At 63.2% G+C, this 21950-nt stretch carries 20 protein-coding genes; 12 read left to right on the top strand and 8 right to left on the bottom strand.

The features are described 5' to 3' along the window. Nucleotides 1-26: 26 nt before the first annotated feature. Together IFT87_RS19005 and adh are read right to left on the bottom strand one after the other, a co-directional pair. The gene (locus IFT87_RS19005; RefSeq protein WP_031441028.1) at nt 27-443 is read right to left on the bottom strand and encodes a DUF779 domain-containing protein; all 417 of its coding nucleotides are present in this window, start codon (nt 441-443) and stop codon (nt 27-29) included. A 112-nt stretch (nt 444-555) separates the two neighbouring features. Continuing rightward, nucleotides 556-2076 carry an aldehyde dehydrogenase gene (adh, locus tag IFT87_RS19000; RefSeq protein ID WP_056025322.1) on the bottom strand — a complete coding sequence of 507 codons (1521 nt, stop codon included), beginning with the start codon at nt 2074-2076 and terminating at the stop codon, nt 556-558. A gap of 189 nt (nt 2077-2265) precedes the next feature. Between adh and IFT87_RS18995 the strand changes: the two genes are divergently transcribed. Together IFT87_RS18995 and IFT87_RS18990 are read left to right on the top strand one after the other, a co-directional pair. Further along, nucleotides 2266-2703 carry a pseudoazurin gene (locus tag IFT87_RS18995; RefSeq protein ID WP_031441031.1) on the top strand — a complete coding sequence of 146 codons (438 nt, stop codon included), beginning with the start codon at nt 2266-2268 and terminating at the stop codon, nt 2701-2703. Between the two features lies 1 nt (nt 2704). Beyond that, the gene (locus tag IFT87_RS18990; RefSeq protein ID WP_031441032.1) at nt 2705-3004 is read left to right on the top strand and encodes an EthD family reductase; all 300 of its coding nucleotides are present in this window, start codon (nt 2705-2707) and stop codon (nt 3002-3004) included. Between the two features lie 102 nt (nt 3005-3106). On the opposite strand, the gene IFT87_RS18985 is transcribed toward IFT87_RS18990, so the two are convergent. Further along, a complete protein-coding gene (locus IFT87_RS18985) occupies nt 3107-3649 on the bottom strand; it encodes a hypothetical protein (protein WP_082446289.1) in 543 nt (180 codons plus the stop codon). Between the two features lie 64 nt (nt 3650-3713). Between IFT87_RS18985 and IFT87_RS18980 the strand changes: the two genes are divergently transcribed. Both IFT87_RS18980 and IFT87_RS18975 read left to right on the top strand, forming a co-directional pair. Further along, nucleotides 3714-4511 (top strand): quinoprotein dehydrogenase-associated SoxYZ-like carrier, encoded by a 798-nt coding sequence (locus tag IFT87_RS18980; protein ID WP_042467285.1) that lies wholly within the window; start codon nt 3714-3716, stop codon nt 4509-4511. Between the two features lie 47 nt (nt 4512-4558). Continuing rightward, nucleotides 4559-5458 (top strand): quinoprotein relay system zinc metallohydrolase 1, encoded by a 900-nt coding sequence (locus IFT87_RS18975; RefSeq protein ID WP_192191626.1) that lies wholly within the window; start codon nt 4559-4561, stop codon nt 5456-5458. Nucleotides 5459-5592: 134 nt separating this feature from the next. Here IFT87_RS18975 and IFT87_RS18970 read toward each other — a convergent pair whose 3' ends face one another. The 3 genes from IFT87_RS18970 to IFT87_RS18960 all read right to left on the bottom strand — a co-directional run bounded on the left by IFT87_RS18970 (nt 5593) and on the right by IFT87_RS18960 (nt 10118). Further along, entirely contained in the window at nt 5593-8073 is a 2481-nt protein-coding gene (locus IFT87_RS18970) for a TonB-dependent receptor (RefSeq protein WP_192191625.1), read from the bottom strand. Between the two features lie 90 nt (nt 8074-8163). Beyond that, complete coding sequence (locus IFT87_RS18965) at nt 8164-8844, bottom strand: response regulator transcription factor (RefSeq protein WP_031441036.1); 681 nt, start codon at nt 8842-8844, stop codon at nt 8164-8166. Further along, nucleotides 8841-10118, bottom strand: coding sequence for a sensor histidine kinase (locus IFT87_RS18960; RefSeq protein WP_192191624.1), 1278 nt, complete (start codon nt 10116-10118; stop codon nt 8841-8843). Before IFT87_RS18960 ends, IFT87_RS18965 begins: the two co-directional genes overlap by 4 nt. Before the next feature lie 114 nt (nt 10119-10232). Here IFT87_RS18960 and IFT87_RS18955 point away from each other — a divergent pair. Next, a protein-coding gene (locus tag IFT87_RS18955; RefSeq protein ID WP_192191623.1) for an IS5 family transposase occupies nt 10233-10990 on the top strand; the annotation gives its coding sequence in 2 pieces (ribosomal slippage) (nt 10233-10554 and nt 10554-10990; 759 coding nt in all). Between the two features lie 16 nt (nt 10991-11006). On the opposite strand, the gene IFT87_RS18950 is transcribed toward IFT87_RS18955, so the two are convergent. After that, complete coding sequence (locus IFT87_RS18950; RefSeq protein WP_197975368.1) at nt 11007-13109, bottom strand: PAS domain-containing protein; 2103 nt, start codon at nt 13107-13109, stop codon at nt 11007-11009. Nucleotides 13110-13234: 125 nt separating this feature from the next. Between IFT87_RS18950 and IFT87_RS18945 the strand changes: the two genes are divergently transcribed. Together IFT87_RS18945 and IFT87_RS18940 are read left to right on the top strand one after the other, a co-directional pair. Then, nucleotides 13235-14341 carry a histidine kinase dimerization/phosphoacceptor domain -containing protein gene (locus IFT87_RS18945; protein ID WP_192191621.1) on the top strand — a complete coding sequence of 369 codons (1107 nt, stop codon included), beginning with the start codon at nt 13235-13237 and terminating at the stop codon, nt 14339-14341. Further along, nucleotides 14338-14790, top strand: coding sequence for a response regulator (locus tag IFT87_RS18940; protein WP_056678011.1), 453 nt, complete (start codon nt 14338-14340; stop codon nt 14788-14790). Before IFT87_RS18945 ends, IFT87_RS18940 begins: the two co-directional genes overlap by 4 nt. 294 nt (nt 14791-15084) lie before the next feature. On the opposite strand, the gene IFT87_RS18935 is transcribed toward IFT87_RS18940, so the two are convergent. Beyond that, nucleotides 15085-15981 (bottom strand): AraC family transcriptional regulator, encoded by an 897-nt coding sequence (locus tag IFT87_RS18935; protein ID WP_192191620.1) that lies wholly within the window; start codon nt 15979-15981, stop codon nt 15085-15087. A 149-nt stretch (nt 15982-16130) separates the two neighbouring features. Between IFT87_RS18935 and IFT87_RS18930 the strand changes: the two genes are divergently transcribed. The 5 genes from IFT87_RS18930 to IFT87_RS18910 all read left to right on the top strand — a co-directional run bounded on the left by IFT87_RS18930 (nt 16131) and on the right by IFT87_RS18910 (nt 21751). Then, nucleotides 16131-16856 (top strand): SDR family oxidoreductase, encoded by a 726-nt coding sequence (locus IFT87_RS18930; protein ID WP_192191619.1) that lies wholly within the window; start codon nt 16131-16133, stop codon nt 16854-16856. 470 nt (nt 16857-17326) lie between these two features. Beyond that, nucleotides 17327-19483: a TonB-dependent siderophore receptor gene (locus IFT87_RS18925; RefSeq protein WP_249403461.1), complete on the top strand. Its 2157-nt coding sequence runs from the start codon at nt 17327-17329 to the stop codon at nt 19481-19483. Next, the gene (locus tag IFT87_RS18920) at nt 19480-19794 is read left to right on the top strand and encodes a hypothetical protein (RefSeq protein WP_192191618.1); all 315 of its coding nucleotides are present in this window, start codon (nt 19480-19482) and stop codon (nt 19792-19794) included. The genes IFT87_RS18925 and IFT87_RS18920 overlap by 4 nt, the downstream gene beginning before the upstream one ends. Then, on the top strand, nt 19791-21395 hold the full coding sequence (locus IFT87_RS18915; RefSeq protein WP_192191617.1) for a PepSY-associated TM helix domain-containing protein: 1605 nt from the start codon (nt 19791-19793) through the stop codon (nt 21393-21395). The genes IFT87_RS18920 and IFT87_RS18915 overlap by 4 nt, the downstream gene beginning before the upstream one ends. Continuing rightward, nucleotides 21392-21751 (top strand): DUF3325 domain-containing protein, encoded by a 360-nt coding sequence (locus IFT87_RS18910; RefSeq protein WP_051916716.1) that lies wholly within the window; start codon nt 21392-21394, stop codon nt 21749-21751. The genes IFT87_RS18915 and IFT87_RS18910 overlap by 4 nt, the downstream gene beginning before the upstream one ends. The last annotated feature ends 199 nt before the right edge of the window (nt 21752-21950 follow it).

Genomic DNA, 21950 nt, shown 5'->3' with positions numbered 1-21950 from the left:
GTCCCGTCATCCGCCGATCGACCGGGTCAGGCGCCACGCTCGGGCGGGCCGGCCGCGTCGAGCGCATCGACTTCGGCGTCGGTAAAGACGCGGCTGCGGATCATGAAGCGCAGTCCCTCGGGTCCTTCGAGCGAGAACCCCGCGCCGCGCCCCGGGACGACGTCGATCGTCACCTGGGTATGCCGCCAATAGTCGAATTGCGCGGCGCCGATCCAGACGGGGACGCCACCTTCCGCCGTGCCGGGCGCGATCCGCCCGAGCAGGATGTCCTGCGTTCCGACGCGGAATTCTTCTGCCGGATAGCACATCGGCGCCGACCCATCGCAGCAGCCGCCGGACTGGTGAAACATCAGTGGGCCGTGCTGCGCGGCAAGCTTCGCTATCAGCGCATCGGCAGCGGCGGTGGACAGGATCCGGGGCGGGGCGAGCGTAGCAAAGGTCATGGAGCCAGCCTTGAAAACGGAAAAATGCGGCGGACCCTGAGGCCCGCCGCAGTGCGGTCGCGAGATCATGGGAGAAAGGGGATCCGATCTCGCGTGCGTACCAGAAGCTGTATCAGAAGAAGCCAAGCGCCTTGGCCGAATAGCTGACCAGCAGGCACTTGGTCTGCTGATAGTGATCGAGCATCATCTTGTGGTTCTCGCGGCCGATGCCCGACTGCTTGTAGCCACCGAATGCGGCATGCGCAGGGTAGAGGTGGTAGCAGTTGGTCCATACGCGCCCGGCCTGGATACCGCGGCCCATCCGGTAGGCGGTCGTGCCGTTGCGCGACCAGACGCCGGCGCCGAGGCCGTAGAGCGTGTCGTTGGCGATCGCGAGCGCGTCGGCTTCGTCCTTGAAGGTCGTCACCGCGACGACGGGTCCGAAGATCTCTTCCTGGAAGACGCGCATCCTGTTGTTACCCTCGATGATCGTGGGCTCCATGTAATACCCGTCGGAGAACTCGCCGTCGTGCTGCGCGCGTTCGCCGCCAGTCAGAATCTTGGCACCTTCCGCCTTGCCGATATCGATGTACGACAGGATCTTCTCGAGCTGGTCGTTCGACGCCTGCGCGCCGATCATCGTCGAGGGATCGAGCGGCGAGCCCATTTTGATCGCCTTCACCCGCTCGATCGCGCGCGCGATGAACTTTTCGTAGATCGATTCCTGGATCAGCACGCGGCTCGGGCAGGTGCAGACCTCGCCCTGATTGAGCGCGAACATCGCGAAGCCTTCGAGACACTTGTCGAAATAATCGTCGTCGGCGTCCATCACGTCGGCGAAGAAGATGTTGGGCGACTTGCCGCCGAGTTCGAGCGTAACGGGGATCAGGTTCTCCGTCGCATATTGCATGATCAGGCGGCCGGTGGTCGTCTCGCCGGTGAACGCGATCTTTGCGATGCGCTTGTTCTGCGCGAGCGGCTTGCCCGCCTCGACGCCGAAGCCGTTGACGACATTCAGCACGCCCGGTGGCAGCAGGTCGCCGATCACGTCCATCAGCACCATGATCGACATCGGCGTCTGCTCGGCGGGTTTCAGCACGACGCAGTTGCCGGCACCCAGCGCAGGTGCGAGCTTCCACACCGCCATCAGGATCGGGAAGTTCCACGGGATGATCTGGCCGACGACGCCCAGCGGCTCGTGAAAATGATAGGCGATCGTATCGTGGTCGATCTCGGAAATGCCGCCTTCCTGCGCGCGGACGCAGCCGGCAAAATAGCGGAAATGGTCGATTGCGAGCGGGATATCGGCGTTGGTCGTCTCGCGGATCGGCTTGCCGTTGTCGATCGTCTCGACCATTGCGAGCAGATCGAGCTTTTCCTCCATCCGGTCGGCGATCTTGTTGAGGATGTTGGCCCTCTCGGCCGGGCTGCTCTTGCCCCAGGCGTCTTTAGCGGCGTGCGCGGCGTCGAGCGCCAGCTCGATGTCCTCGGCGGTGCCGCGCGCGACCTGGCACACCGTCTTGCCGGTGACGGGGGAAGGGTTGTCGAAATACTGCCCCTTGGTCGGCGCGACCCACTCGCCACCGATGTAATTGTCGTATTTCGATCGGATCGCGATCTGGCCCTTCAACTGGTCGAGTGCCTGCTGCAGCATGATAATCCCTCCTCGGTACAATTCGCCCGCGCGTCAGTGGTGGCGGACGTATCTGTGGCTTGCAGCGACCATCGACCTGCTGCGGCGCACGCGCCATTGCACCAAAGGGCAATTGCGGGATCGTGCCGCAGCGTGCGTGAGGGGACGGCAATCGCGGGTCGAGCCGCGCGCGTTTCAGGAGAGTATCGCATGAAGCTTATCATCGCATCACTGGCGGCAACCGTCGTTTTCGCGGCGGCACCCGCATCCGCCAAGGACGTCACCGTCCATATGAAGACCAGCGGGCAGGGGGGCATGATGGTGTTCGAGCCATCTTTCATCAAGGCGCAGCCGGGCGACGTGATCCACTTCGTCCCGACCAACCCGAGCCACAACGCCGAGACGATCCCGACGATGCTGCCTGACGGGGTCGCACCGAGTTCGGGGCTGATGAACAAGGAGTTCGTTCTCCCCGTCACCAAGCCGGGCATCTACGGCATCAAGTGCAAGCCCCATTACGCGATGGGCATGGTCGCGGTCGTCCAGGTCGGCAACGGCCCCTCCGCGAACCTTGCCGCGGCCAAGGCGGTGAAGGTCCCTGGATTGGCCGGCAAGCGCATGGCCGCCGCACTCGCACAGGCGAAGTAGGATGGCCGGTATCCTGCTCGTCAGCTATCCCGTCACTGAAGGCGCACGCTTCGATCGCGCCTATTACACGGACACGCACATGCCGCTCGTGAAGGAGAAATGGGGACCGCTAGGCCTGACCGATGCGTTGGCGTTGTTTCCCGACGACGATGCGCCGGCTGCCGTCGCGGTGGCGGTACTGACCTTCACCGATGGGGCCGTGCGCGATGCGGCGATGTCAGCGCCGGTAGCAGCAGAGGTGTTCGGCGATGTTCCGAACTTCACGACGATAAGCCCCGCGGCGCAACGCCTTACCGGGTGACGTCTTTACCCCTCCCCAGCGAAGGGAGGGGCCCGGGATGGGTAGGTTCGTGACGGGATTGCGCCTGCCCCATACCTACCCATCCCACCCCTCGAGGATGCGCTATTCACGTCCGAACGGCACCGCATCGACCAGCGGTCGCCCGCTTTCGCTCCAACCATCGGTACCGTCCGCATACCAATAGACATGCCCGTACCCCGCCTTCGCCAACCGGCGCGAGGCGTTCCAGCTCATCCAGCAGTCGGCGAGGCAGAACACGATCAGCGGACGCGGATCGCGCTTGCCGCGAAGCGATGCGACGCCCGTTTCGAACCATGCCGCGATGCCGGGATCAACCACCCCGCGCCCCGCTTCGGGAAACCAGTGCGCCCCAGCGATGCTCGGACGCGGCTTGGCCAGCCGCCAGACGCCCGTCGCCGCATCGCGTACGCCACCCTCGGCCGGCATCACGTCGATCAGGATGGCGCGCTTCTTCGTGCGCAGCCGCGCCACGGTCGTCGTATCGATCCTTGGTACGCGCTCGGGGGCGGTCGGAACGATCGCGCGGTAATGCGCGGTGCGGTATCCGGTCGTGGCGTCGATATCGGAGCGAGGAGCGACCGTTTGCGCAGCGACTGCGACCGCGAAAACCAAGATACGAATCACCGCGGCTCTCCTCCCAAAGTCGGATTGTAGCGCATCCCTCTCGTGCGTACCTTTCTACCAAGGTATGAAGACACTTAGCATCTTGCTCGCCGGCCTTTCGGCCTTTTCTGCCACCGCCGGTGCGGCGCTGCCGAAGGACCAGCTCGGCTCGCCGATGTTCGGTTATGTCGGCAAGCAGGTGTTCGGCGAAAACGCGGTCGTCCGGTTCGATCCGCGAGTGAAGGTCGACTTTCCGAAGATCGCGGAAAATCAGCGCTCCTTTCCGGTCCAGGTCGATGCGCGCGGTATACCCGACGTCATGCGGATCGTGATCTTCGCCGATATGAACCCGATCCAGCAATCGATCGATTTCACTCTGGCGAATGCCGAGCCGTTCATCGCGACCCGGATCAAGCTCGATCAGCGCACGCCGGTGCGCGGAGCGGTACAGCTGAAGGACGGCAGCTGGCTCGTCTCGGGTGGCTGGATCGACGCGGCGGGCGGCGGCTGTTCGGCACCACCGGTCAGCCGCGTCAAGGGCGACTGGGCGCAGCATCTCGGCGAGTCCCGCGGGCGGCTTTGGGAAAGTGCCGGTGCTGCGCGTATCATGCTGTCGTTCCGGCATCCGATGGACACCGGCTTCGTCGACAATATCCCGGCCTATTATCTCGAACAGATAAAGGTCACGTCCTCGGGCGGCAGCGCGATCGGCACGGTTCATATGCAGGCGTCGGTTGCCGAGGATCCGGTCCTTACGCTCATGCCCAAGATCAAGCCAGGCGAGTCGGTCTCGTTCGACGGCCGCGACACCAACGGCATCGAATACGCCGGCACCTTGACCGCAGCAACGGTGAATGCAGCAGTGCAGGGAGCAGGTCGCTGATTCACCGACGAGCATTCGTCGGCGGCTGCCTGGCGAGCGTTGCAGCAATGCCGGTCGTGGCAGCCGCGTTTCAATATGGCCTGAAACCGGAGGTCGTCGCCGATGGCATCTGGGTGGTGCGCGGCGCCGACGACGCGATCCTGATGGGCAATGGCGGCGCGATCGCCAACGTCACGATCCTTGATACCGCGGACGGCGCAGTGCTGGTCGATGCGGGTCCGTCGCTGCGCTATGGTACCGAGCTGACCGCGCTTGCAAAAAAGCTGACCGGCAAGCCTGTCGCGCGCGTCTATCTGACCCATCTTCACCCCGATCACACCTACGGTGATGCCGCGTTCCAGCCTCCGCAGATCGCCGGGACACCCGCGCTGATCGCCGAGCTCAAAAGCGAAGGGCCGGGCTTTTCGGATGGCATGTACCGCCTGCTGGGCGACTGGATGCGCGGGACCGAGCTGCACATCCCCGGTCATGTGATCGCTACGCCCAGCGAGACGATCGGCGGCCGCACGCTCCGGCTCCTGGCGTTGGCCGGGCACAGCGGCGCAGACCTTGCGATCTATGACGAAGCGACGAGGACGCTGATTGCCGGCGATCTGGTGTTCCACGATCGTGCGCCATCGACGCCGCATGCCGACCTGCCGCACTGGCGTACGTCGCTCGATACGCTGAAGGTGTTGGGACAGCTCCGGGTGATTCCCGGCCATGGGCCGATCGATTCTACGCCGCACGCCGCGATCGACCAGACCCGCGACTGGATAGACTGGATCGATATGGCGTTGACCGACGCGATCCAGGCTGGATTAGATCCAGTCGAAGCCGGCGAGATCGCGATCCCGCCACGCTTCGCTGCGATGAAGGCCGCGCGCTATGAGCTACAGCGGTCGGTGTCGCACTTCTATCCGGGTCTTGAGGAACGATCGCTGCCACTGGTGGGCAAGCGAGCCTAGCGTTCTGCCCTCGTCCGGTCGAGATACAGCTTGCACGGCTTTGTTGTGCCGCGAAGGCGAGAGCCCAGTCTGGAGCCTCGCTTTCGCGGGGAGACATGCTGTTTTCTCGCACAAGACGAGCGCCGACCAAGACCTCAGAACCGCACTTTGGCGCCGACCTGGATCGAGCGTGGGGCACCCGGTGCATAGAAGGTCGACGACGCTAATGGCCGTTCGCCGTCGATCACCGGCCCGGCAAACGGTCGCGCGACGAAGTTGCCGCTCGCATCGAACCCGGTCGCGCCCAGTTGCGCGGCGGTCGCATAGCGCTTGTCGAACGCGTTGTTGAGCTGTGCGAAGATCGTCAACTGGCGGGCCGGGCGGATCTCCGCGCCAAAATTGACGACCGCATACGCGTCGGTCTTGCCCTCGCCGAGGTAGTACACCCCGTCGGGCTCATGCTCGTTGTTCTCGTTGCCGCGCGCATACACGCCCGAAATCGCAATCATGTCGGCACTGAGCGATAGCATCTCTACCGGTTTCCAGCGTGCGCCGGCCTTCAAGATGTGTCGCGGGATCAGTGGGACGCGATCACCCTTCTCGATGTCGATCTCGCCTTCGAATCCGGGCGCGACGTGCTCGCTCGAACTGTTGCCCGAGCCGTCGACGGTCTCGCCATTGCGATAGGTCGCGTCGAGCAGCGTGTAGTGGCCGGTCAGGTGAACCGGGCCGACATCGCCGGCGAGATCGACGTCGATACCCTGGCGGCGAGTTTTCCCGAAATTGCGAAAATAGCCGAAGCCCGCGGTATCGTCGGCAACGAACAGGATGTCGTTCCGACTGACAGTGCGGAATGCGCCGAGACGCAGCGCGATACCGTGGAGGTCGGCGTTGATGCCCGTCTCGACGGTGCGCGCAACGACCTGGTCGAGCGGCGGATCGCCCGCCAAGGCGTTGGGCAGGCGGCAGGGGCTCTCGGGGTCCGCGCAGCCAAGTTCGATCGCCGATGGCGCACGGCTGGTCTGGGCGAGCGCCGCATCGATCGCGAAGGTCTCGGTCGGACTCCAGCGCAGCGCGATCGCCGGGTTCACGCGGTCGAACTTGTGGTCGCCGTCGAGCGATCCGGTACCGCCACCGGGTTGAAGCCCATCGCGGTTATGGACGACGGTGTGGTCATAGCGCGCGGACAGGTCGACATGCAGCGTCCGGCTGACGTCGAACGCATCGAGCGCATAGGCGCTGAGCGTGGTCGTGCGGCCGGTCAGGTCGACGCGCGCATCGAATGCGTGTTCGGAGTCCTGCGTCCCATCTGCGAACGCGCCCGCGCCGATAACCGGGACGATGCCGCGGTCGGGCGTGAGATAGCCGAATTGCGACGATTGGACGAACACCGAGCGACCGTTGACGTAGCTCGCGCCTACCGTCAGCGCGTTGAAACCGCCCCCGACTGGCGTCTTCAGCGTCAGCTCACCGGTCGCGCCGAACTCGCGCTGTCGTGTGTTCGAACGGTTGGCGAGCCCGTTGCACTTCTCGTTCGGCTCGCTGTTCAGCAGCACGTTGGCGATGCAGCGCCATCCGGGGAAGGGGGTGTTGGCCTGCGTCTCGCCCGCGACCGGGAAGCCGCTATATCCGGCCACGGTCAGTGCGGCGCGCTCGGCGGCGCTGGGTTGATACAGGTTCTCGCCGAGTGCATCGTCGTTGATGTCGCCGTTGAACGTGCGCGTCCTGATGCTGCGGAAAAATGCGTTGCCGGCAAAGGAGAGAACGTCGGAAAACCGGTGGTCGCCCGTGAGGTTGATCAGGTACGCGGTGTTCCGGGTAGTGTCGGGATAGGTGTAGACGCTGGACCGATCACGTTCGAGCAGGCGCTGGTCCTGTAGCCCGTTGCCGTTGAGGTCGGTCTTCGCATAGCTTCCCGACAGCGCGACGTTGGTTTTCGTATCAGACCAGCCAAGCTTGCCGAATGCCTGCCCCGCCTCCGACCGCGAGACATCGCGCCAGCCGTCCTCGGCAAAATAATCGCTACTCAGGAACCAGTTGAAACCGCTGTCGGCATTGCCGCCGGCCTGCACCTCGACGGTACGGCGATCGAATGATCCATAGCTCGCCTCGATCTCGACACCGGGGTCGGATTTGCCATCCTTGGTCCGGACAGAGATCGCACCACCCAGCGAATTACGCCCGAACAGCGGGTTTGATCCTGGCACCAGAGTCATCGAACGGATTGCGGATTTGGGGATAAGGTCCCAACTGACGACGTCGCCGAACGGTTGGTTGACGCGGACGCCGTCGACATAGACCGACAGCCCCTGCGGCGTGCCGAGCAGCGGCGATGCGGTGAAGCCGCGATAGTTTATATCGGGCTGCAACGGGTTGTTCTGGATGTCGTTGACGAACACGCCGCCCGCCATCCGCTTCAGATAGTCGGTGATGTCGGTCGCGTGCGCGGCCTCGATCTCCTCGTCGCTGGTGGTCTGTGCGGGGAAGGGCAGCGTCCCTTCGCCGACGTCGGACAGCGGGGTCGCAGTCACGATGATTTCGGGGGAGAGGCCTGTCTGCGTTTGCGGCTGCGCGTGGCCAGCGGCCGGCATGACAATCAGGGCGACACCGGCCAGCCAACGGAAACGGGTCTTCATGCTGCATCCCCCCAACGCCTGCGATCTGCGTCGCTGAGGAAACGATAACTTGGCTGATCGACACTTGCCTGAGATCGGTCTCAGGTTACGTCATACCTTGGTCGATGGCACTAGCCGGAAGCCACGACCGCGCAGTGTCTCGATCGCCGGCGCTCCGCGAAGTTCGCTCAGTCGGCGGCGAAGATAGCCGATATAGACGTCGAGCGCGTTGTCGCTGATCCCGGCATCTGCGCCCCAGACAGCAGCGGCCAGCGCCACTCGTGTCGCAGTGCCGCCATTGGCCGCGACGAGCCGCTGCAGCAGGTCGAACTCACGCCGGCTTAGCGCGAGCGGGCGGTCGTCGACCAGCGCATGCCGCGAAATCGGGTCGAGCGCGAGATTGGCGTAGCGCATTGGCGGCGGTGCGGCGTCCGCTCCCCGACGGACGATCGCCGCCAGTCGCGCGACGAGTTCTTCGAATGCGAACGGCTTGGGGAGATAATCGTCCGCCCCGCTGTCGAACCCGTCGAGCCGGTCCTGTAACGTTCCTCGCGCCGTCAACATCAGGATCGGCACCCGGATCCCGTCTTCACGCAGGGCCCGGCAAAGGTCCATCCCGTCACGGTCGGGAAGGCCCACGTCGAGCAGTGCGGCGGCAAATCCGCCGGTTCGCAGCATCGTCGGCACCTCCCGCGCCGCGCGTTCCCAGGCAACCTCATACCCGCGCGCGGTCAGTCCGCGGCTGACGAAACGGCCGATGCCGGCATCGTCCTCGACCAACAGGATCTTCATACTGGTACCAAGGGAAGGTCGATCGTCACGGTACAGCCGACGCTCAGGCCATTGGCGAGCGCGTTGGCGGCATGGATCGATCCGTCATGCTGCTCGACGACCCACCGCGCGAGTGACAGGCCGAGCCCGGTGCCGCCCCGCGATCGCCCCGCATCCCCCTGGTAATAGGCGTCGAAGATCCGCGGCAAAGCCTCGTCCGCCACGCCCGATCCCTGATCCACCACATCGATCCGCGCCGCATCATCATTGGTCGTGAGCCGTACGGTAACGGTTCCCCCGAATGGCGAAAACTTTACCGCGTTATCGACGATTGCAAGCACCGCCTGTTGCAGCCACCGCGCGTCGCCCCGCACAGTCAGCGGCGGCACCATAGTCTCGACCGCCAGCGCTACCTCGGCCGAGCGCGCATAACCACGTGCGGCGTCGCCCGCCCCCTCTACCAGCGTCGCCAGATCGATCAGCTCGCGCGCGAGTTGAAGCTGACCGTCATCCGCGCGCGCCAAGGCTAGCAATTCAGCGATCCGGTGTTCGAGAAACTCGGCATTAGCGACGACGTGCCCGAGCGCCTCGCGCAGTGCACGTGGCTCGGCAGCGAAATCGGCCAGCGCTACTTCCGCTTCTCCCCGCATCACGGTGATCGGAGTCCGCATTTCATGGCTGGCTTTTGCAAAGAACAGCCGACGCGATTGATCGATCATGGCAAGTTCCGCCGTCTTCTCCGAAACTTCATTGGCGAGCTGGCGATTGGCTGCGATCAACCCCAACGCTCCCAGCAACGCTGATCCGCCTGCCACCAGCACGAGTAGCACGGCCAGGATCGTCGTTCGCGCCCGCAGCCGGATCATGTCCGCGCCGATCCGCGCGGCTTCTGTGCGTTCCCGTGCGACGATGCGGGAGACCAGGTCCGCGAGTTCGCCGCGCCGCTTCGGATCGCCGGCCAGCACAGCGAGATGGTCCGCATCCACCGCCTCACGCACCTGCGCTGCGTGTTCGGCGGAAGCGGTAGGTAACAGCGCCGTCTCGGTGCGGATCAATCGTGCATAGGCGTGGAGATGCGGGCGCAGCGCCGCAGCGTCCCCGGTGTTTGCCAGCGTTTCGATCCGCGACACGGCCGCAAGCTGCGCCTGCGCGATTCCGGCGCGGTCAAAGTTCCGTCCCGCACTCGCAAGGCTTAGGATGAACGCCGTCACCAACGCTGCCAGTGATACCAACAGCGCAATGGAACACAGCGCAGCGAGCGTTAGTGGCTGACGTAGGCGAGTTTCAATCGACATGGCCCGATCCTAGTCGTCGCGCGCCGCCGAACAAGAAGGAGCATATTGAACTAGGGTCAGGACCCATTGATGTGAGAGGCGCGATCTGATTCAGGCTCCGTGAGGAGAGCGTGGATGAGCGACCTGTACTGGCTGACGGATGAGCAGATGGTGCGTCTGCAACCGTTCTTTCCCAAGAGCCATGGCAAGCCTCGGGTCGATGATCGGCGGGTGCTCAGCGGCATCGTTTTCGTCAATCGCAACGGGCTACGCTGGTGTGATGCGCCGAAGGACTATGGGCCGCACAAGACGCTCTACAATCGCTGGAAGCGGTCGGGCGAGAGGGGAGTCTTCTTGCGCATGATGGAGGGGCTCGCGGCAGCGCAAGCCGTACCGAAAACGGTCATGATCGACGCGACCTACCTGAAGGCACACCGCACGGCATCAAGTCTGCGGGTAAAAAAGGGGATCTCGGCCGCCTGATCGGCCGCACGAAAGGCGGCATGAACACCAAACTGCATGCCGTCAGCGATGCGGATGGGCGGCCGTTGAGCTTCTTCATGACCGCCGGGCAGGTCAGCGACTACACCGGCGCGGCAGCCTTGCTCGACGATCTGCCGAAAGCGCAGTGGCTGCTTGGCGACCGTGGTTATGACGCCGATTGGTTCAGGGACGCCCTGGAAGCCAAGGGCATCCAGCCATGCATCCCGGGCCGCAGATCGCGCAACGAGCCGGTCAGATACGACAAGCGCCGCTACCGGCGCCGCAGCCGCATCGAGATCATGTTCGGCCGTCTGAAGGATTGGCGTCGCGTCGCCACTCGCTACGACCGCTGCCCAACCGTCTTCTTCTCTGCCGTCGCGCTCGCGGCCACCGTCATCTTCTGGCTATGACCAATGAGTCCTGACCCTAGTCTGTCCGGTTGGTACCAAGCATGTCGTGCACTCGCCGTGCCAACTCAGTCATTGAAAACGGCTTGGTCAGCAGTTCCATCCCGGGTTCCATGTGGCCATTGCCGACTGCGGCATTCTCGGCATAGCCGGTGATAAAAAGCACCTTCAAGTTGGGGCGCAACACTCGCGCCGCATCTGCGACCTGGCGGCCATTCATACCATTCGGCAGCCCTACGTCGGTGATAAGCAAATCGACTGGGGTGCCCGATTCAAGTATCGTCAAGCCTGCGGCACCATCACCGGCTTCGATCACGTGATAACCCGCTTCGTCAAGAACCTCGTCAATCAGATGTCGGATCGTCGGTTCGTCATCAACGACTAGGACAGTTTCACGACCTTCCGCGCGCAATATGGCGGTGCCATCCTCGCCTTCCGCATCGATAGCACTATCGACGTCACCGCGATGGCGGGGCAGATAGATGCAAAGGGTCGTACCTTCGCCGATCTGCGAGTAGATGCGCACCTGCCCGCCGGACTGTTTGGCGAAGCCATAGATCATCGATAGCCCCAGACCGGTTCCCTGCCCGATCGGCTTGGTCGTGAAAAACGGATCAAAGGCCCGCTCGATCGTTTCAGGTGTCATGCCAGTGCCGGTGTCCGTCACGCAGATCGACAGATATTGCCCCGGTGCGATATCGCGCTCCCGTCCCGCTCGCCCGTCCATCCACTTGTTGGCGGTTTCGATCGTCAGGCGGCCACCCCCCGGCATGGCATCGCGAGCGTTGATGCACAGGTTCAACAGGGCGTTTTCGAGCTGGCTGGCATCGACCATCGCCGGCCATAGTCCGGCCGCGCCGACGACCTCCATCTGGACTTCCGGTCCGACCGTGCGACGGATCAGTTCCTCGATCCCGGCGATCAAACGGTTGACGTCCGTAGGCTTGGGATCAAGGGTCTGGCGTCGCGAGAACGCCAGCAATCGCTGGGTAAGCGATGCAGCTCGATTTCCAGCTCCTTGTGCGGCGGTGATGAAGCGCTCGAGATCGTCCGTCCTGCCCCGTGTGATGCGCAGATGCAGCAGCTCCAGATTGCCCATCACGCCGGTCAGCAGATTGTTGAAGTCATGAGCCAGACCACCGGTAAGCTGACCCACCGCTTCCATCTTTTGCGACTGACGCAGGGCTTCCTGCGCGCCCTGAAGCTCAGCCTGGGCGCGGACGCGATCAGTGATGTCCCGCGCATGATGGAACGCACCAAAGATCCTTCCCTCCTCATCGCGCAGTGGTGAGTAGGCGACTTCCCAATAGGGTTTTGCGCGATCGGGGTCGCCGAACTCCTCGACGATCGTGAAGCTTTCGCCAGCCAGGGCGCGCTCCATAAAACCACGGATCACAGCGCCCTGATCGGGCAGGAACAGGCTGGGGAAGTCATCACCGATCTGGACCCTGTAGCCGTAGATGCGGTGAAAATCGTCACTGTGCGCCCGGTTGAAGGCGATGAGGCGGCAATCCCTGTCGAAGGCGCACACCGGTGCCTGATCGGACTGAACTATGTTCTGATAGAGCAGAAGCGCGGCGGTACGCTCGCGCACTTGCTCTTCCAGCGTCTCTGCGAGGTCACGCAATCCCCGCTCGGCTACAACCTGCGCCGTCGTCTCGCTGGTGACGCAAAACAAACCCGCAATCGTACCCTCATCGTCAAAGGCGGGTGAATAGGTAAAGGTCCACCACCCCTCCTCGTCGACGCCCCTACGGCTGAGATTGAGCGGCATGTCGGTCATGGTCCGCGACTCCCCGGCAAGGGTAGCAGCGACCAAGGGGCCGATGTCGTCCCAGATGCTTCCCCAGACTTCCCTGAACGGGCGGCCAAGGGCAGCATCAAGCCGGTAACCTAGGAACGGCCGGTATGCGTCGTTATAGAAGCATAGCAGCTCCGGTCCCCACGCGAGGAACATAGGGGTCGGGCATGCAAGCATCAGTGCGAGGGTTGAGCGCAACGATGGTGGCCAACCCTTCATCGAACCTAGCGACGTAAGCGACCAATCCTGTTCGAATATTTCCCTCCTGGTAATGCTGGCGGCATTGGGGAAGTCTGCGGAAGGGGGCGGCATTGGCATCATACCTACCTAATGAACTTCGCAAAAAAAACTCGCATTTTTAATGAAGGGTACAGTCCAGGGAACCAACCCAGGCAGATTACGTTTCACGGGGACGTGAAGCCTTCCGGCCTTCGCCGGAGGCAATCTTGAAGCAACGCGACGACTGGCATCTAACCGACGCTCTTGAATACGAACACGGTCGAGGCGATCCCTTCGCAGCCGCTGTACGCGCTACGCGTATGCCGATGGTAATTACCGACCCGGCACAGGACGATAATCCCATCGTTTTTTGTAACGTCGCGTTTCAGGAGCTGACCGGTTACACGCGAGGCGAGATCGTTGGGCGTAACTGTCGCTTCCTTCAAGGCCCTGACACCGATCGTGCATCGGTTGCGAAGGTGCGCGAAGCTATAGCGGCCGGGCATGATATCGACGTCGACCTGCTGAACTATCGCAAAGACGGCACCACCTTTTGGAACGCTCTGTATCTGTCCCCGGTCAGAGACAAGGACGGTGTGATCCGCTTCTTTTTTGCATCCCAGCTCGACGTCAGCGACCGGGTCGAAGCCCAGAGGATCATCAACGATCAGAAGCTTTTGGTCGAGCGGGAGGTGGAATGGCGCACCGCTGATCTACGCGCCGCGCTTGATGCCAAAACCATCCTACTCCACGAGGTCGATCACCGGGTAAAAAACAACCTGACGATGATCGGGTCGCTGTTGCGGCTTCAGGTGCGAACGATCGATGATCCCTCGGTAGCGGCGAAGCTCGATTCCATGCTGGAGCGCGTTGACGCCCTCGCCGTGGTGCATCGTCAGCTATACCAGTCCTCTGATATTGCCCGCTTCGATATCGGCAGTTTCGCAGAAAGCCTTGTCTCGGACGTGGTAGGGTCAAGTGGACGCAGCGACATCACACTGGATGTCAGGGCGCAGCCGCTATTCGTGGATGCCGCCAATGCGTCGGCGCTCGGTCTGATCCTCAACGAAATCCTGACCAACGCAGTCAAGCACGCCTTCACGGATGGTCGGTCGGGACATTTGAGCCTTGTGGTCCAGGGAAGTGATGACCACGGCACCATTCGCATATGCGATGACGGACCCGGCATGCCCTCTGCCGCCCGTGGCAGAAGCATCGGCACTTCATTGATAACCCGCCTCGCCCGTCAGGCTCATGCCGAGGCGACTTGGGAAGACAATGCGCCCGGAACGTGTGTGACGATCACATTTCCGCAAACCGGGGTAGGATCATGACCAACCGGCTGGACGTCCTGATCGTCGAAGACGAGATGCTCCTTGCGATGGACATCGAGGCCATGGTCGAGGACAGCGGCCACCGTGTTCTGGCGGAAGCCGCGAGCCTTCAGGATGTCGAAGCGTTACCCGACGACCTTAATCCTCAGCTTGCATTCGTCGATATACATCTGGCGGACGACTCGAACGGTCTAGATGTGTGCCACTACATACGGGCGCACTGGCCCGACGCACTGATTGTTTTCGTCACTGCTAATGTATCGAAGATACCCCCAGACTTTTCTGGCGCGCATGGCGTGATAGCCAAACCTTTTTCGCATGCAGGCGTCGTCACCGCCATCAATTACCTGGCCAACGGTGTGTTTGATCCACCGCCCAGCATGCCGCGCCCGGCAAGTTTGATCGCTTCACCACATCTTGAACGTCGATGGTCTACCGCAACCGGCTAGCCCGATGAGGACATCGCCCGAGTTGACCGCTGTCGAGACCTAGCAATTTAGCATCTGTTTCTAACGACGTGACGGACGCCCGAAGCGATATAAAAGCCCCGATTGACCGACCTTTTTGAGAACGTTGGCGGAACAGCGAGTGAAGCTTGGGCTCAGCACCTTCTCCGCTGCTAATATGAATGGATGGCAGAAAGCGGGAAGCCGAAAAAAGGCCACGAACGTCCGGAACTGGGTCTTCGTCCCAGCATCAGCTGACACAGCATTTTGCAGAACCGGTCGCGACCCAAGCCATTGTCACAGCGCCATGGCGGCTGCTGGCTCAGCGTGGAGCCGTTCGATGTCGGCACGTGGAGGCGCTCCGAACAGTCGCCTGTATTCGCGGCTGAATTGCGATGGGCTCTCATAGCCGACGGCAAAGCCTGCCGTGCTCGCCGTGGCACCCTCCGCCAGCATCAGGCGTCTGGCCTCCTGCAACCGCAGCTGTTTTTGATACTCCAGCGGCGTCATGCGGGTAATCGCCTTGAAGTGCACGTGGAGCGAGGAGGAGCTCATGCCTGCCTCGGCTGCGACATCATCGATGCGGATCGGCGCGTCGAAACGCCGGCGGATTGCGGCGATCGCACGGCTGACCTGATTGAGATGGCTGCCAGCGGTTGCGACGTGACGAAGCATCGGACCGTGCGGCCCGGTGAGCAGACGATAGAGGATCTCGCGCTCGATCAGTGGTGCGAGCGCGCGGATCGTGTCGGGTCGGTCGAGCAGCCCGACCAGCCGGCATGCCGCGTCAATCAGGTCGGGATCGCCTGGGTAGACGCCGAGCACCGGCAAATCCGTACGGGCCATCCCGCCGCCTTCGCTTGCCATGAGATCGGCCAGCATCGCGGCATCGAGATCGATCTTACAGCAGAGATAAGGTCGTTCGGGGCTCGCATCGAGTACATGACCGATCAGTGGCAAGTCTACCGAGACCAAGAGGTAATGCGCCGCGTCATAGACGACGCTGTGCTCTCCAATCGATACCCGCTTCGACCCCTGGGCTGTCAGGCAAAGGGAGGCCTCATAGACAGCGGGCGTGGGGGTGCTCGGCGCATCGGCCCGGATCAGCGATACATGCGGCATCGCCGTGCTGCAAATGCCAGTGCCCACGACGTGTCGGTCGATGAGGGCGGAGAGTTCAGCGATCCGGTCCATGTCGACGGTCCTTCTCCTACTCGCGCGTCGTGGGCAAGCACCCGACGTTAACTCTGGAGGATCGTGCAAGCCATTCGGGGGATCGCTCTACCGCCCGACACGGGCGATGGCCCATCTGCGTCCCATCACCACAACGGAAGGGCTGCATCATGGCAGGGAATATTGACAAGGTCGTCCTCATCACCGGCGCGTCGAGTGGGATTGGCGAGGCAACTGCGCGCGAACTTGCTGCGGCCGGCGCCCGGCTGTTCATCGGCGCGCGTCGCGGAGAGCGTCTGAAGGCACTGGCGGAGGAACTGGGCGAGACCGTCGCCTGGCGCGAACTCGACGTCACCGACGGCATCGATTTCGACGCGTTCGCAGAGGCCGCTGAAGCGCGCTTCGGACGTGTTGACGTGCTGGTCAACAATGCGGGCGTGATGCCGCTCTCGCCGCTTGCTGCGCTGAAGCGCGACGAGTGGAAGCGGATGGTCGACGTCAACATCCACGGCGTCCTCAATGGCATCGCTGCGGTCCTGCCGCGGTTCGTGGTTCAGCGGAGCGGCCATGTCGTCAATGTCGCCTCGGTCGCGGCGCACATGGTGATGCCGACCGCTGCGGTTTATTGCGCCACCAAGCATGCTGTGCGCGCCATTACCGAGGGCCTGCGGCAGGAGCATGACGACGTCCGTTCGACGTTAATCTCGCCGGGCGTAGTTGCCACCGAGCTGGGTCATGACATCACCGATCCTGAGGTTGCGGCGGCACTGACCGGATGGCGGAAGAAGTCGCTGAGGCCGGATGCGATCGCGCGAGCCGTTCGCTATGCCATTGAGCAGCCGGAGGGTGTCGACATCAATGAGGTGATCGTACGCCTGACCGCAGCGGACATGTGAGTGCTTGGGCGTGCCGGTGCCGTAGCGGGCACGCCCCAAACGACGGGTTCGCCGATACGATCAGCTCGTCGGACCGCGATGAACGTATGTCCGGTTACGGGAAGCTACCAAATGGACCTGAGTGGCCGATTTTGGGTCGAATTGCTTTCCATCACGCGCTGAAATCAACAAGCGCGGCCGGCGAACCATAAGCCTCGTACGACATGATATTTTTTGCGAATCCCAATAGGTTAAACGTGCGCCTGCGCGCGCCCGTCTCAACGATCATGACAAAACCGTTATATTGCTAGTGACTCGCAACAGCATATGACATAGAGCCCTTCCGATAACGGGGGTTCAGTATGAGTTTTTCGAGTATATTGCTGGCAAGCGCAGCGTTTGTCGGGGCGCCTTTGCCAGCTCCAGCTGAGGAGCCAACGACCGTAGAAACGTCCACCGGATCGGACGACGCGCAGAAGTCCGACGAAATCATGGTCATCGGCAAAAGCTATGGTCGTGCGGTCGGCAAGACCGTGACGCCGCTCAAGGACACGCCGAACACCGTTACCGTGATCGATCGCGATCAGATCGAGGCGCAGAACCTGTTCACGCTGGAAGACGCTCTGACCGCGACCAATGGCATCACCGTCAATGGCGTTGGCAGCGAGGATCCGTCGTTCTTCTCGCGCGGGTTCGCGATCACCAATTACCTGATCGACGGCGTCCCGAGTTTTGCGTTCAACTTCCCGTCCGCCGTGCCGGACTTGTTCTTCTACGACCGGCTGGAAGTACTGCGCGGCCCGGCAGGTTTGTTCAGCGGTTCGGGCAATCCGGCGGGCAGCATTAACATGGTGCGAAAGCGACCGCTCGACGCGTTCAAGATGCAGGCTAGCGCCGGTGCCGGCAGCTACGACAATCTACGCTTCGAGCTCGACGTCTCGACGCCAATCGGCACCAAGGCGGGGTTGCGGTTCGGTGCGATGGCACAGGACCAGAATCAGTTCTTCGCAACCGCGCACCGCAACCGCATTGGCGGGTTCGCGGTCGTTTCGCTCGAGATCGGCGAGCGCACAACGCTGACCGTCGGCGGCTATTACGATCGCTTCCGCCCGGCGGTGCAGTCGGGCCTGCCGGGCATCATCGGCAGCGCGGACGGCAGCGACGGCAAGTTGCTCGACGTGAAGCGATCGACCTATCTCGGTGCCGACTGGAACCGGTTCAACGCCGAGACCTGGACCGGGTTCGCCGAACTCGCGCACAAGATCAGCGATCGCTGGACGTTGCGCGCGACCGGCCTGTTCACCGACGTCGATCGCGTCGACATCTACAGCTATATCGGCAACCAGCCGGTCACCGCGACCAATGGCTCGACCAGCCACATCGCCTATCGCGGCGACAGCAAGCAGCAGACGCGCTCGTTCGATTTCAACGGCATTGGCAGCTTCCCGCTGTTCGGGCGCGACCAGACGCTGATCCTCGGCACCGATTATCAGGCGAGTTCGGGCACGTCGTATTTCACGCGGTTGTCCAATTATGCGCGGATCGACGTGTACAACCCGGTGTCGCCGTTCGAGCCGCCCCTGAACCCGTATGGCGCCTCGCCCTATTATCCGGTGCAGGGGACGGGAGCGACCTGTCCCAGTTCCAGCACCACGATCACACCCGCGCCCGCCAATTGCGTGCTGCAGGCCTACGGCGGTTCCTCGACCGACGTCGAGCAGTACGGCATCTACGGGCAGATGCGGCTGAGCCCGCTCGCCGGCCTGACGCTCATCGGTGGCGGGCGCGTGACATGGTGGGATACCACGACGACCACGTTGCTGACACCAAGCGGTGTCTTGCCACCGTCGACCCGCTACGGGATCGACAACCGCTTCACGCCCTATGCCGGTATTGTCTGGGCCGTAACGTCGCATCTCAATCTCTATGCGAGCTATGCCGACAGCTTCACGCCGCAGGCGGCACCGGTCGGCCGGGCACGTCCCGACGGGCAGCAGATCGAGCCGCTGGTCGGAGCGCAATATGAGGCAGGCACCAAGCTTTCGCTGATGAACGATCGCCTGCTGCTGTCCGCGGCGGCGTACCAGATCACACAGACCAACCGGTTGTTCAACGATCCCGACATTCAGACCGTCGTGCTTCAGACCGGCAAGGTCCGCTCGCGCGGTATCGAGGCCGAGGCGACCGGCGAGATCCTGCCCGGCTGGCGGATCAATGGCGGCTATACCTACACCAAGACTGAGTATCTGGAGGACCAGACCACTGCGTTCGAGGGGCTGCCACTGGTACCGATCGTGCCGAAGCACATGGTTAAGGCGTTCACCAACTACGCCCCGGTCGATGGGCCACTGGCAGGCGCGAGCCTTGGCGGCAGCGTGACGTGGTTCAGTTCGACCTATGGCGGCAATGCGGCGGTGTTCAACGCCGACGGTACGCTGCGCACCCGGTCCACCATCGTCCGCCAGCCAAGCTATGCGGTGCTCGACCTGCGCGCAGGCTATAAGTTCAACGAGCGGGTGGGTGTCTCGGTCAACGTCGCGAACGTACTCGACAAGAGCTATTACGCGCGCATCGCCGCCACCGGCCGCGGCAACTACTACGGCAGCCCGCGCACCGCGTTCGCGACGCTTCGGTACAGCTTCGAATGACGGCGGGCGATGCGCATGCCCGTGCGCGCTGGGCGCGGCGCGGCGACATCGCGCTGCGCGTCGTCGCCTCCGTGCCGCTCGCTTATGCAACTGCGAGCCTGTGGGCGATGGCGCTTGCGCGGCTGCTGCCGGGGGATCGTGCCGAGGCGACCGTCACCGCCTCGCTGATCGCGCTCGCCTTGTGCGCGCTTGCGGCGATGTGGGCGTTCGCGGCCCGTAGCGGCTGGCGCGCGATCTGGACACTCGGCCTCGCAGCGGCGGTTGCGGCCACAATCACGTGGATATCGATCGACGCGACGGGGCGGGTATGAGCAAGGGCTTCCGTCAGTCGCAGGCGTTCCTGCACACCTGGTCCGGATTGCTGCTCGGCTGGATCCTGTTCCTCGTCTTTGTCGCCGGCACGATCGCGTTCTGGCGCGAGGGTCTCAACCGCTGGATGCGGCCCAAGATCGCGCGCGTCGAACAGCCGATGCGCGTGCTGGCAGGGTCGCAAGCGTTCCTTGCTCGCAAAGCGCCCGATGCGAAGAGCTGGATCATCCCGGTAGCGACGGAACGATCGCCCGGTGCGCAGGTCTTCTGGGTGCCGCAGCCGAAGCCCGGCGAAGAGCATGGCAGGCGGGGCAGGCGGGGCAGGCGAGGGCGCGGCGACACGCAGGCGCTGATCGGCGCCGACGGACAGGTCGCGCAGGCGCGCGAGACGCGGGGCGGGGATTTCTTTTACCGCTTCCACTTCGATCTCCATTACATGCCGGTGATCTGGGCACGGTGGTTGGTCGGATTCGCAACTATGATGATGCTGGTCGCGATCGTCAGCGGGATCGTCACGCACAAGAAGATCTTCAAAGACTTCTTCACGCTGCGACGTGCCAAGGGCCAGCGATCCTGGCTCGACGGACATAACGCGACCGCGGTGCTGGCGCTGCCGTTCCATCTGATGATCACCTATACCGGGCTGGTCACGTTGATGACGCTGCTGATACCGTGGGCGGTCGTCGCCAATTATAACGATCAGAATACCGTGTTCGCGACGCTGTTTCCGACCGCTTCGGTGGTCGAGCGGACCGGTCGTCCCGCACCGCTGATCGACCTGCGACTGATTGCCGCCGATGCCGAGCGCCGCCTCGCTGCCCCCGCCAGCTTCATTGAAGTCAGTGATCCCGGCGACGCCGCTGCGCGCGTGTCGGTCAGTCAGAGCGCCAGTTCGATGCTGTCGTCGCGGACACCGCGTCTGACCTATGACGGCGTGACCGGGCTCCTCGTGTGGCGCTCGCCGCCACCGGGTGTGGCGGCCGAGACTGCCGGTGCGATGATCGGGCTTCATGCCGGACGGTTTGCGGGTAACGGAGGGCGCTGGCTTTATTTCCTGTGCGGGATCGCGGGCACGCTGATGGTCGCGAGCGGTCTCGTGCTATGGACCGTCAAACGTCGCGAGCGCCTACCCGATCCGACCCGGCCGCATCTCGGGTTCCGCCTCGTCGAGCGGCTCAACGTCGCGGTGATCGGCGGTCTCCCGCTCGGGATCACGTGCTTCTTCTGGGCCAACCGCCTACTCCCGGTAGCACTTCGCGGACGCGCCGATTGGGAGATGCACATGCTGTTCATCGCCTGGGCTGCCGCGGCACTGATGGCCTTCGTCGTCAGGCCGGCGTGCGTTTGGCCTTCGCTATTCGCGGTGACCGGCGTGCTGCTCGTCGCGTTGCCAATGTACGACGTCGTCGCGACCGATCGCGGGCTGTTCGCGTCGCTGGCGATAGGCGACCTGATGATCGCCGGCATCGATGCGGCGATCTTGGTCTTCGGAATAGCGTTTCTGCTGCTTGCCCGCCGCGTCGCGCACCATCGCCCCGTTGCAAAGCGCGTTCGCAGGGCTAGAACCGCCACCGCCTCTAGGGTTCCGGAGGCCGCCGAATGAGCATCCTGTCACTCCTGCTCGCCAGCGCCGCGTTCTTCCTGCTTGGCCTGGCGACCGAGGCGCATCATCGCCGTCGGTTCGGGGCATGTCCGCAGGCAGCGCGGTGTAAAATGTTGCGGACCGGCGGCTGGCTTTCGCTGGTTGTAAGCGTCGCGCCCGCGCTTCTTGCCCGAGGATGGATCTTCGGGCCGATCCTATGGGCAGGCGCGATCATGGCCGGCGCCGGGATCGCCTTCCTCGCGCTCAACTTCGTTCCCGCTCGTGCGATGCGCGATCCGGAAATCCCTAGCCCATCGGTGAGCGCTTCCAGCCGCCTGTGTAACGGATTGGCCTGCAGGTGCGGCGCATCGATCTGATGAATGATTGGCCGATATTGGGTAGCCGACAAGAGCCTACGAATGTCGGCTTGTGGATCGTGGGAGCCACAGTCATGCCGGAGATGTGATAGTCGAAAGCACGAGCTCAGCTCAAATTGACGTCTGATCGCGCCCACATCCGAACGTTAGAGGTACGACTGCGAAGCCATTCCATAAAAGCGACTTTTCATTCCGATCG

The sequence above is a fragment of the Sphingomonas sp. CFBP 8765 genome, assembly GCF_014841445.1.
In the GTDB taxonomy this organism is placed as follows: Bacteria; Pseudomonadota; Alphaproteobacteria; order Sphingomonadales; family Sphingomonadaceae; genus Sphingomonas; species Sphingomonas aerolata.
Note: the sequence above shows the minus strand (reverse complement) of the source record. Positions and strands in the feature narration are given on the sequence as shown.

Bases quoted from the DNA above. Each gene is read 5' to 3' on its own strand.
- IFT87_RS19005 (WP_031441028.1), bottom strand. From the start codon at position 443: ATGACCTTTGCTACGCTCGCCCCGCCCCGGATCCTGTCCACCGCCGCT.
- adh (WP_056025322.1), bottom strand. From the start codon at position 2,076: ATGCTGCAGCAGGCACTCGACCAGTTGAAGGGCCAGATCGCGATCCGA.
- IFT87_RS18995 (WP_031441031.1), top strand. From the start codon at position 2,266: ATGAAGCTTATCATCGCATCACTGGCGGCAACCGTCGTTTTCGCGGCG.
- IFT87_RS18990 (WP_031441032.1), top strand. From the start codon at position 2,705: ATGGCCGGTATCCTGCTCGTCAGCTATCCCGTCACTGAAGGCGCACGC.
- IFT87_RS18980 (WP_042467285.1), top strand. From the start codon at position 3,714: ATGAAGACACTTAGCATCTTGCTCGCCGGCCTTTCGGCCTTTTCTGCC.
- IFT87_RS18975 (WP_192191626.1), top strand. From the start codon at position 4,559: ATGCCGGTCGTGGCAGCCGCGTTTCAATATGGCCTGAAACCGGAGGTC.
- IFT87_RS18970 (WP_192191625.1), bottom strand. From the start codon at position 8,073: ATGAAGACCCGTTTCCGTTGGCTGGCCGGTGTCGCCCTGATTGTCATG.
- IFT87_RS18965 (WP_031441036.1), bottom strand. From the start codon at position 8,844: ATGAAGATCCTGTTGGTCGAGGACGATGCCGGCATCGGCCGTTTCGTC.
- IFT87_RS18960 (WP_192191624.1), bottom strand. From the start codon at position 10,118: ATGTCGATTGAAACTCGCCTACGTCAGCCACTAACGCTCGCTGCGCTG.
- IFT87_RS18950 (WP_197975368.1), bottom strand. From the start codon at position 13,109: ATGATGCCAATGCCGCCCCCTTCCGCAGACTTCCCCAATGCCGCCAGC.
- IFT87_RS18940 (WP_056678011.1), top strand. From the start codon at position 14,338: ATGACCAACCGGCTGGACGTCCTGATCGTCGAAGACGAGATGCTCCTT.
- IFT87_RS18935 (WP_192191620.1), bottom strand. From the start codon at position 15,981: ATGGACCGGATCGCTGAACTCTCCGCCCTCATCGACCGACACGTCGTG.
- IFT87_RS18930 (WP_192191619.1), top strand. From the start codon at position 16,131: ATGGCAGGGAATATTGACAAGGTCGTCCTCATCACCGGCGCGTCGAGT.
- IFT87_RS18925 (WP_249403461.1), top strand. From the start codon at position 17,327: ATGGTCATCGGCAAAAGCTATGGTCGTGCGGTCGGCAAGACCGTGACG.
- IFT87_RS18920 (WP_192191618.1), top strand. From the start codon at position 19,480: ATGACGGCGGGCGATGCGCATGCCCGTGCGCGCTGGGCGCGGCGCGGC.
- IFT87_RS18915 (WP_192191617.1), top strand. From the start codon at position 19,791: ATGAGCAAGGGCTTCCGTCAGTCGCAGGCGTTCCTGCACACCTGGTCC.
- IFT87_RS18910 (WP_051916716.1), top strand. From the start codon at position 21,392: ATGAGCATCCTGTCACTCCTGCTCGCCAGCGCCGCGTTCTTCCTGCTT.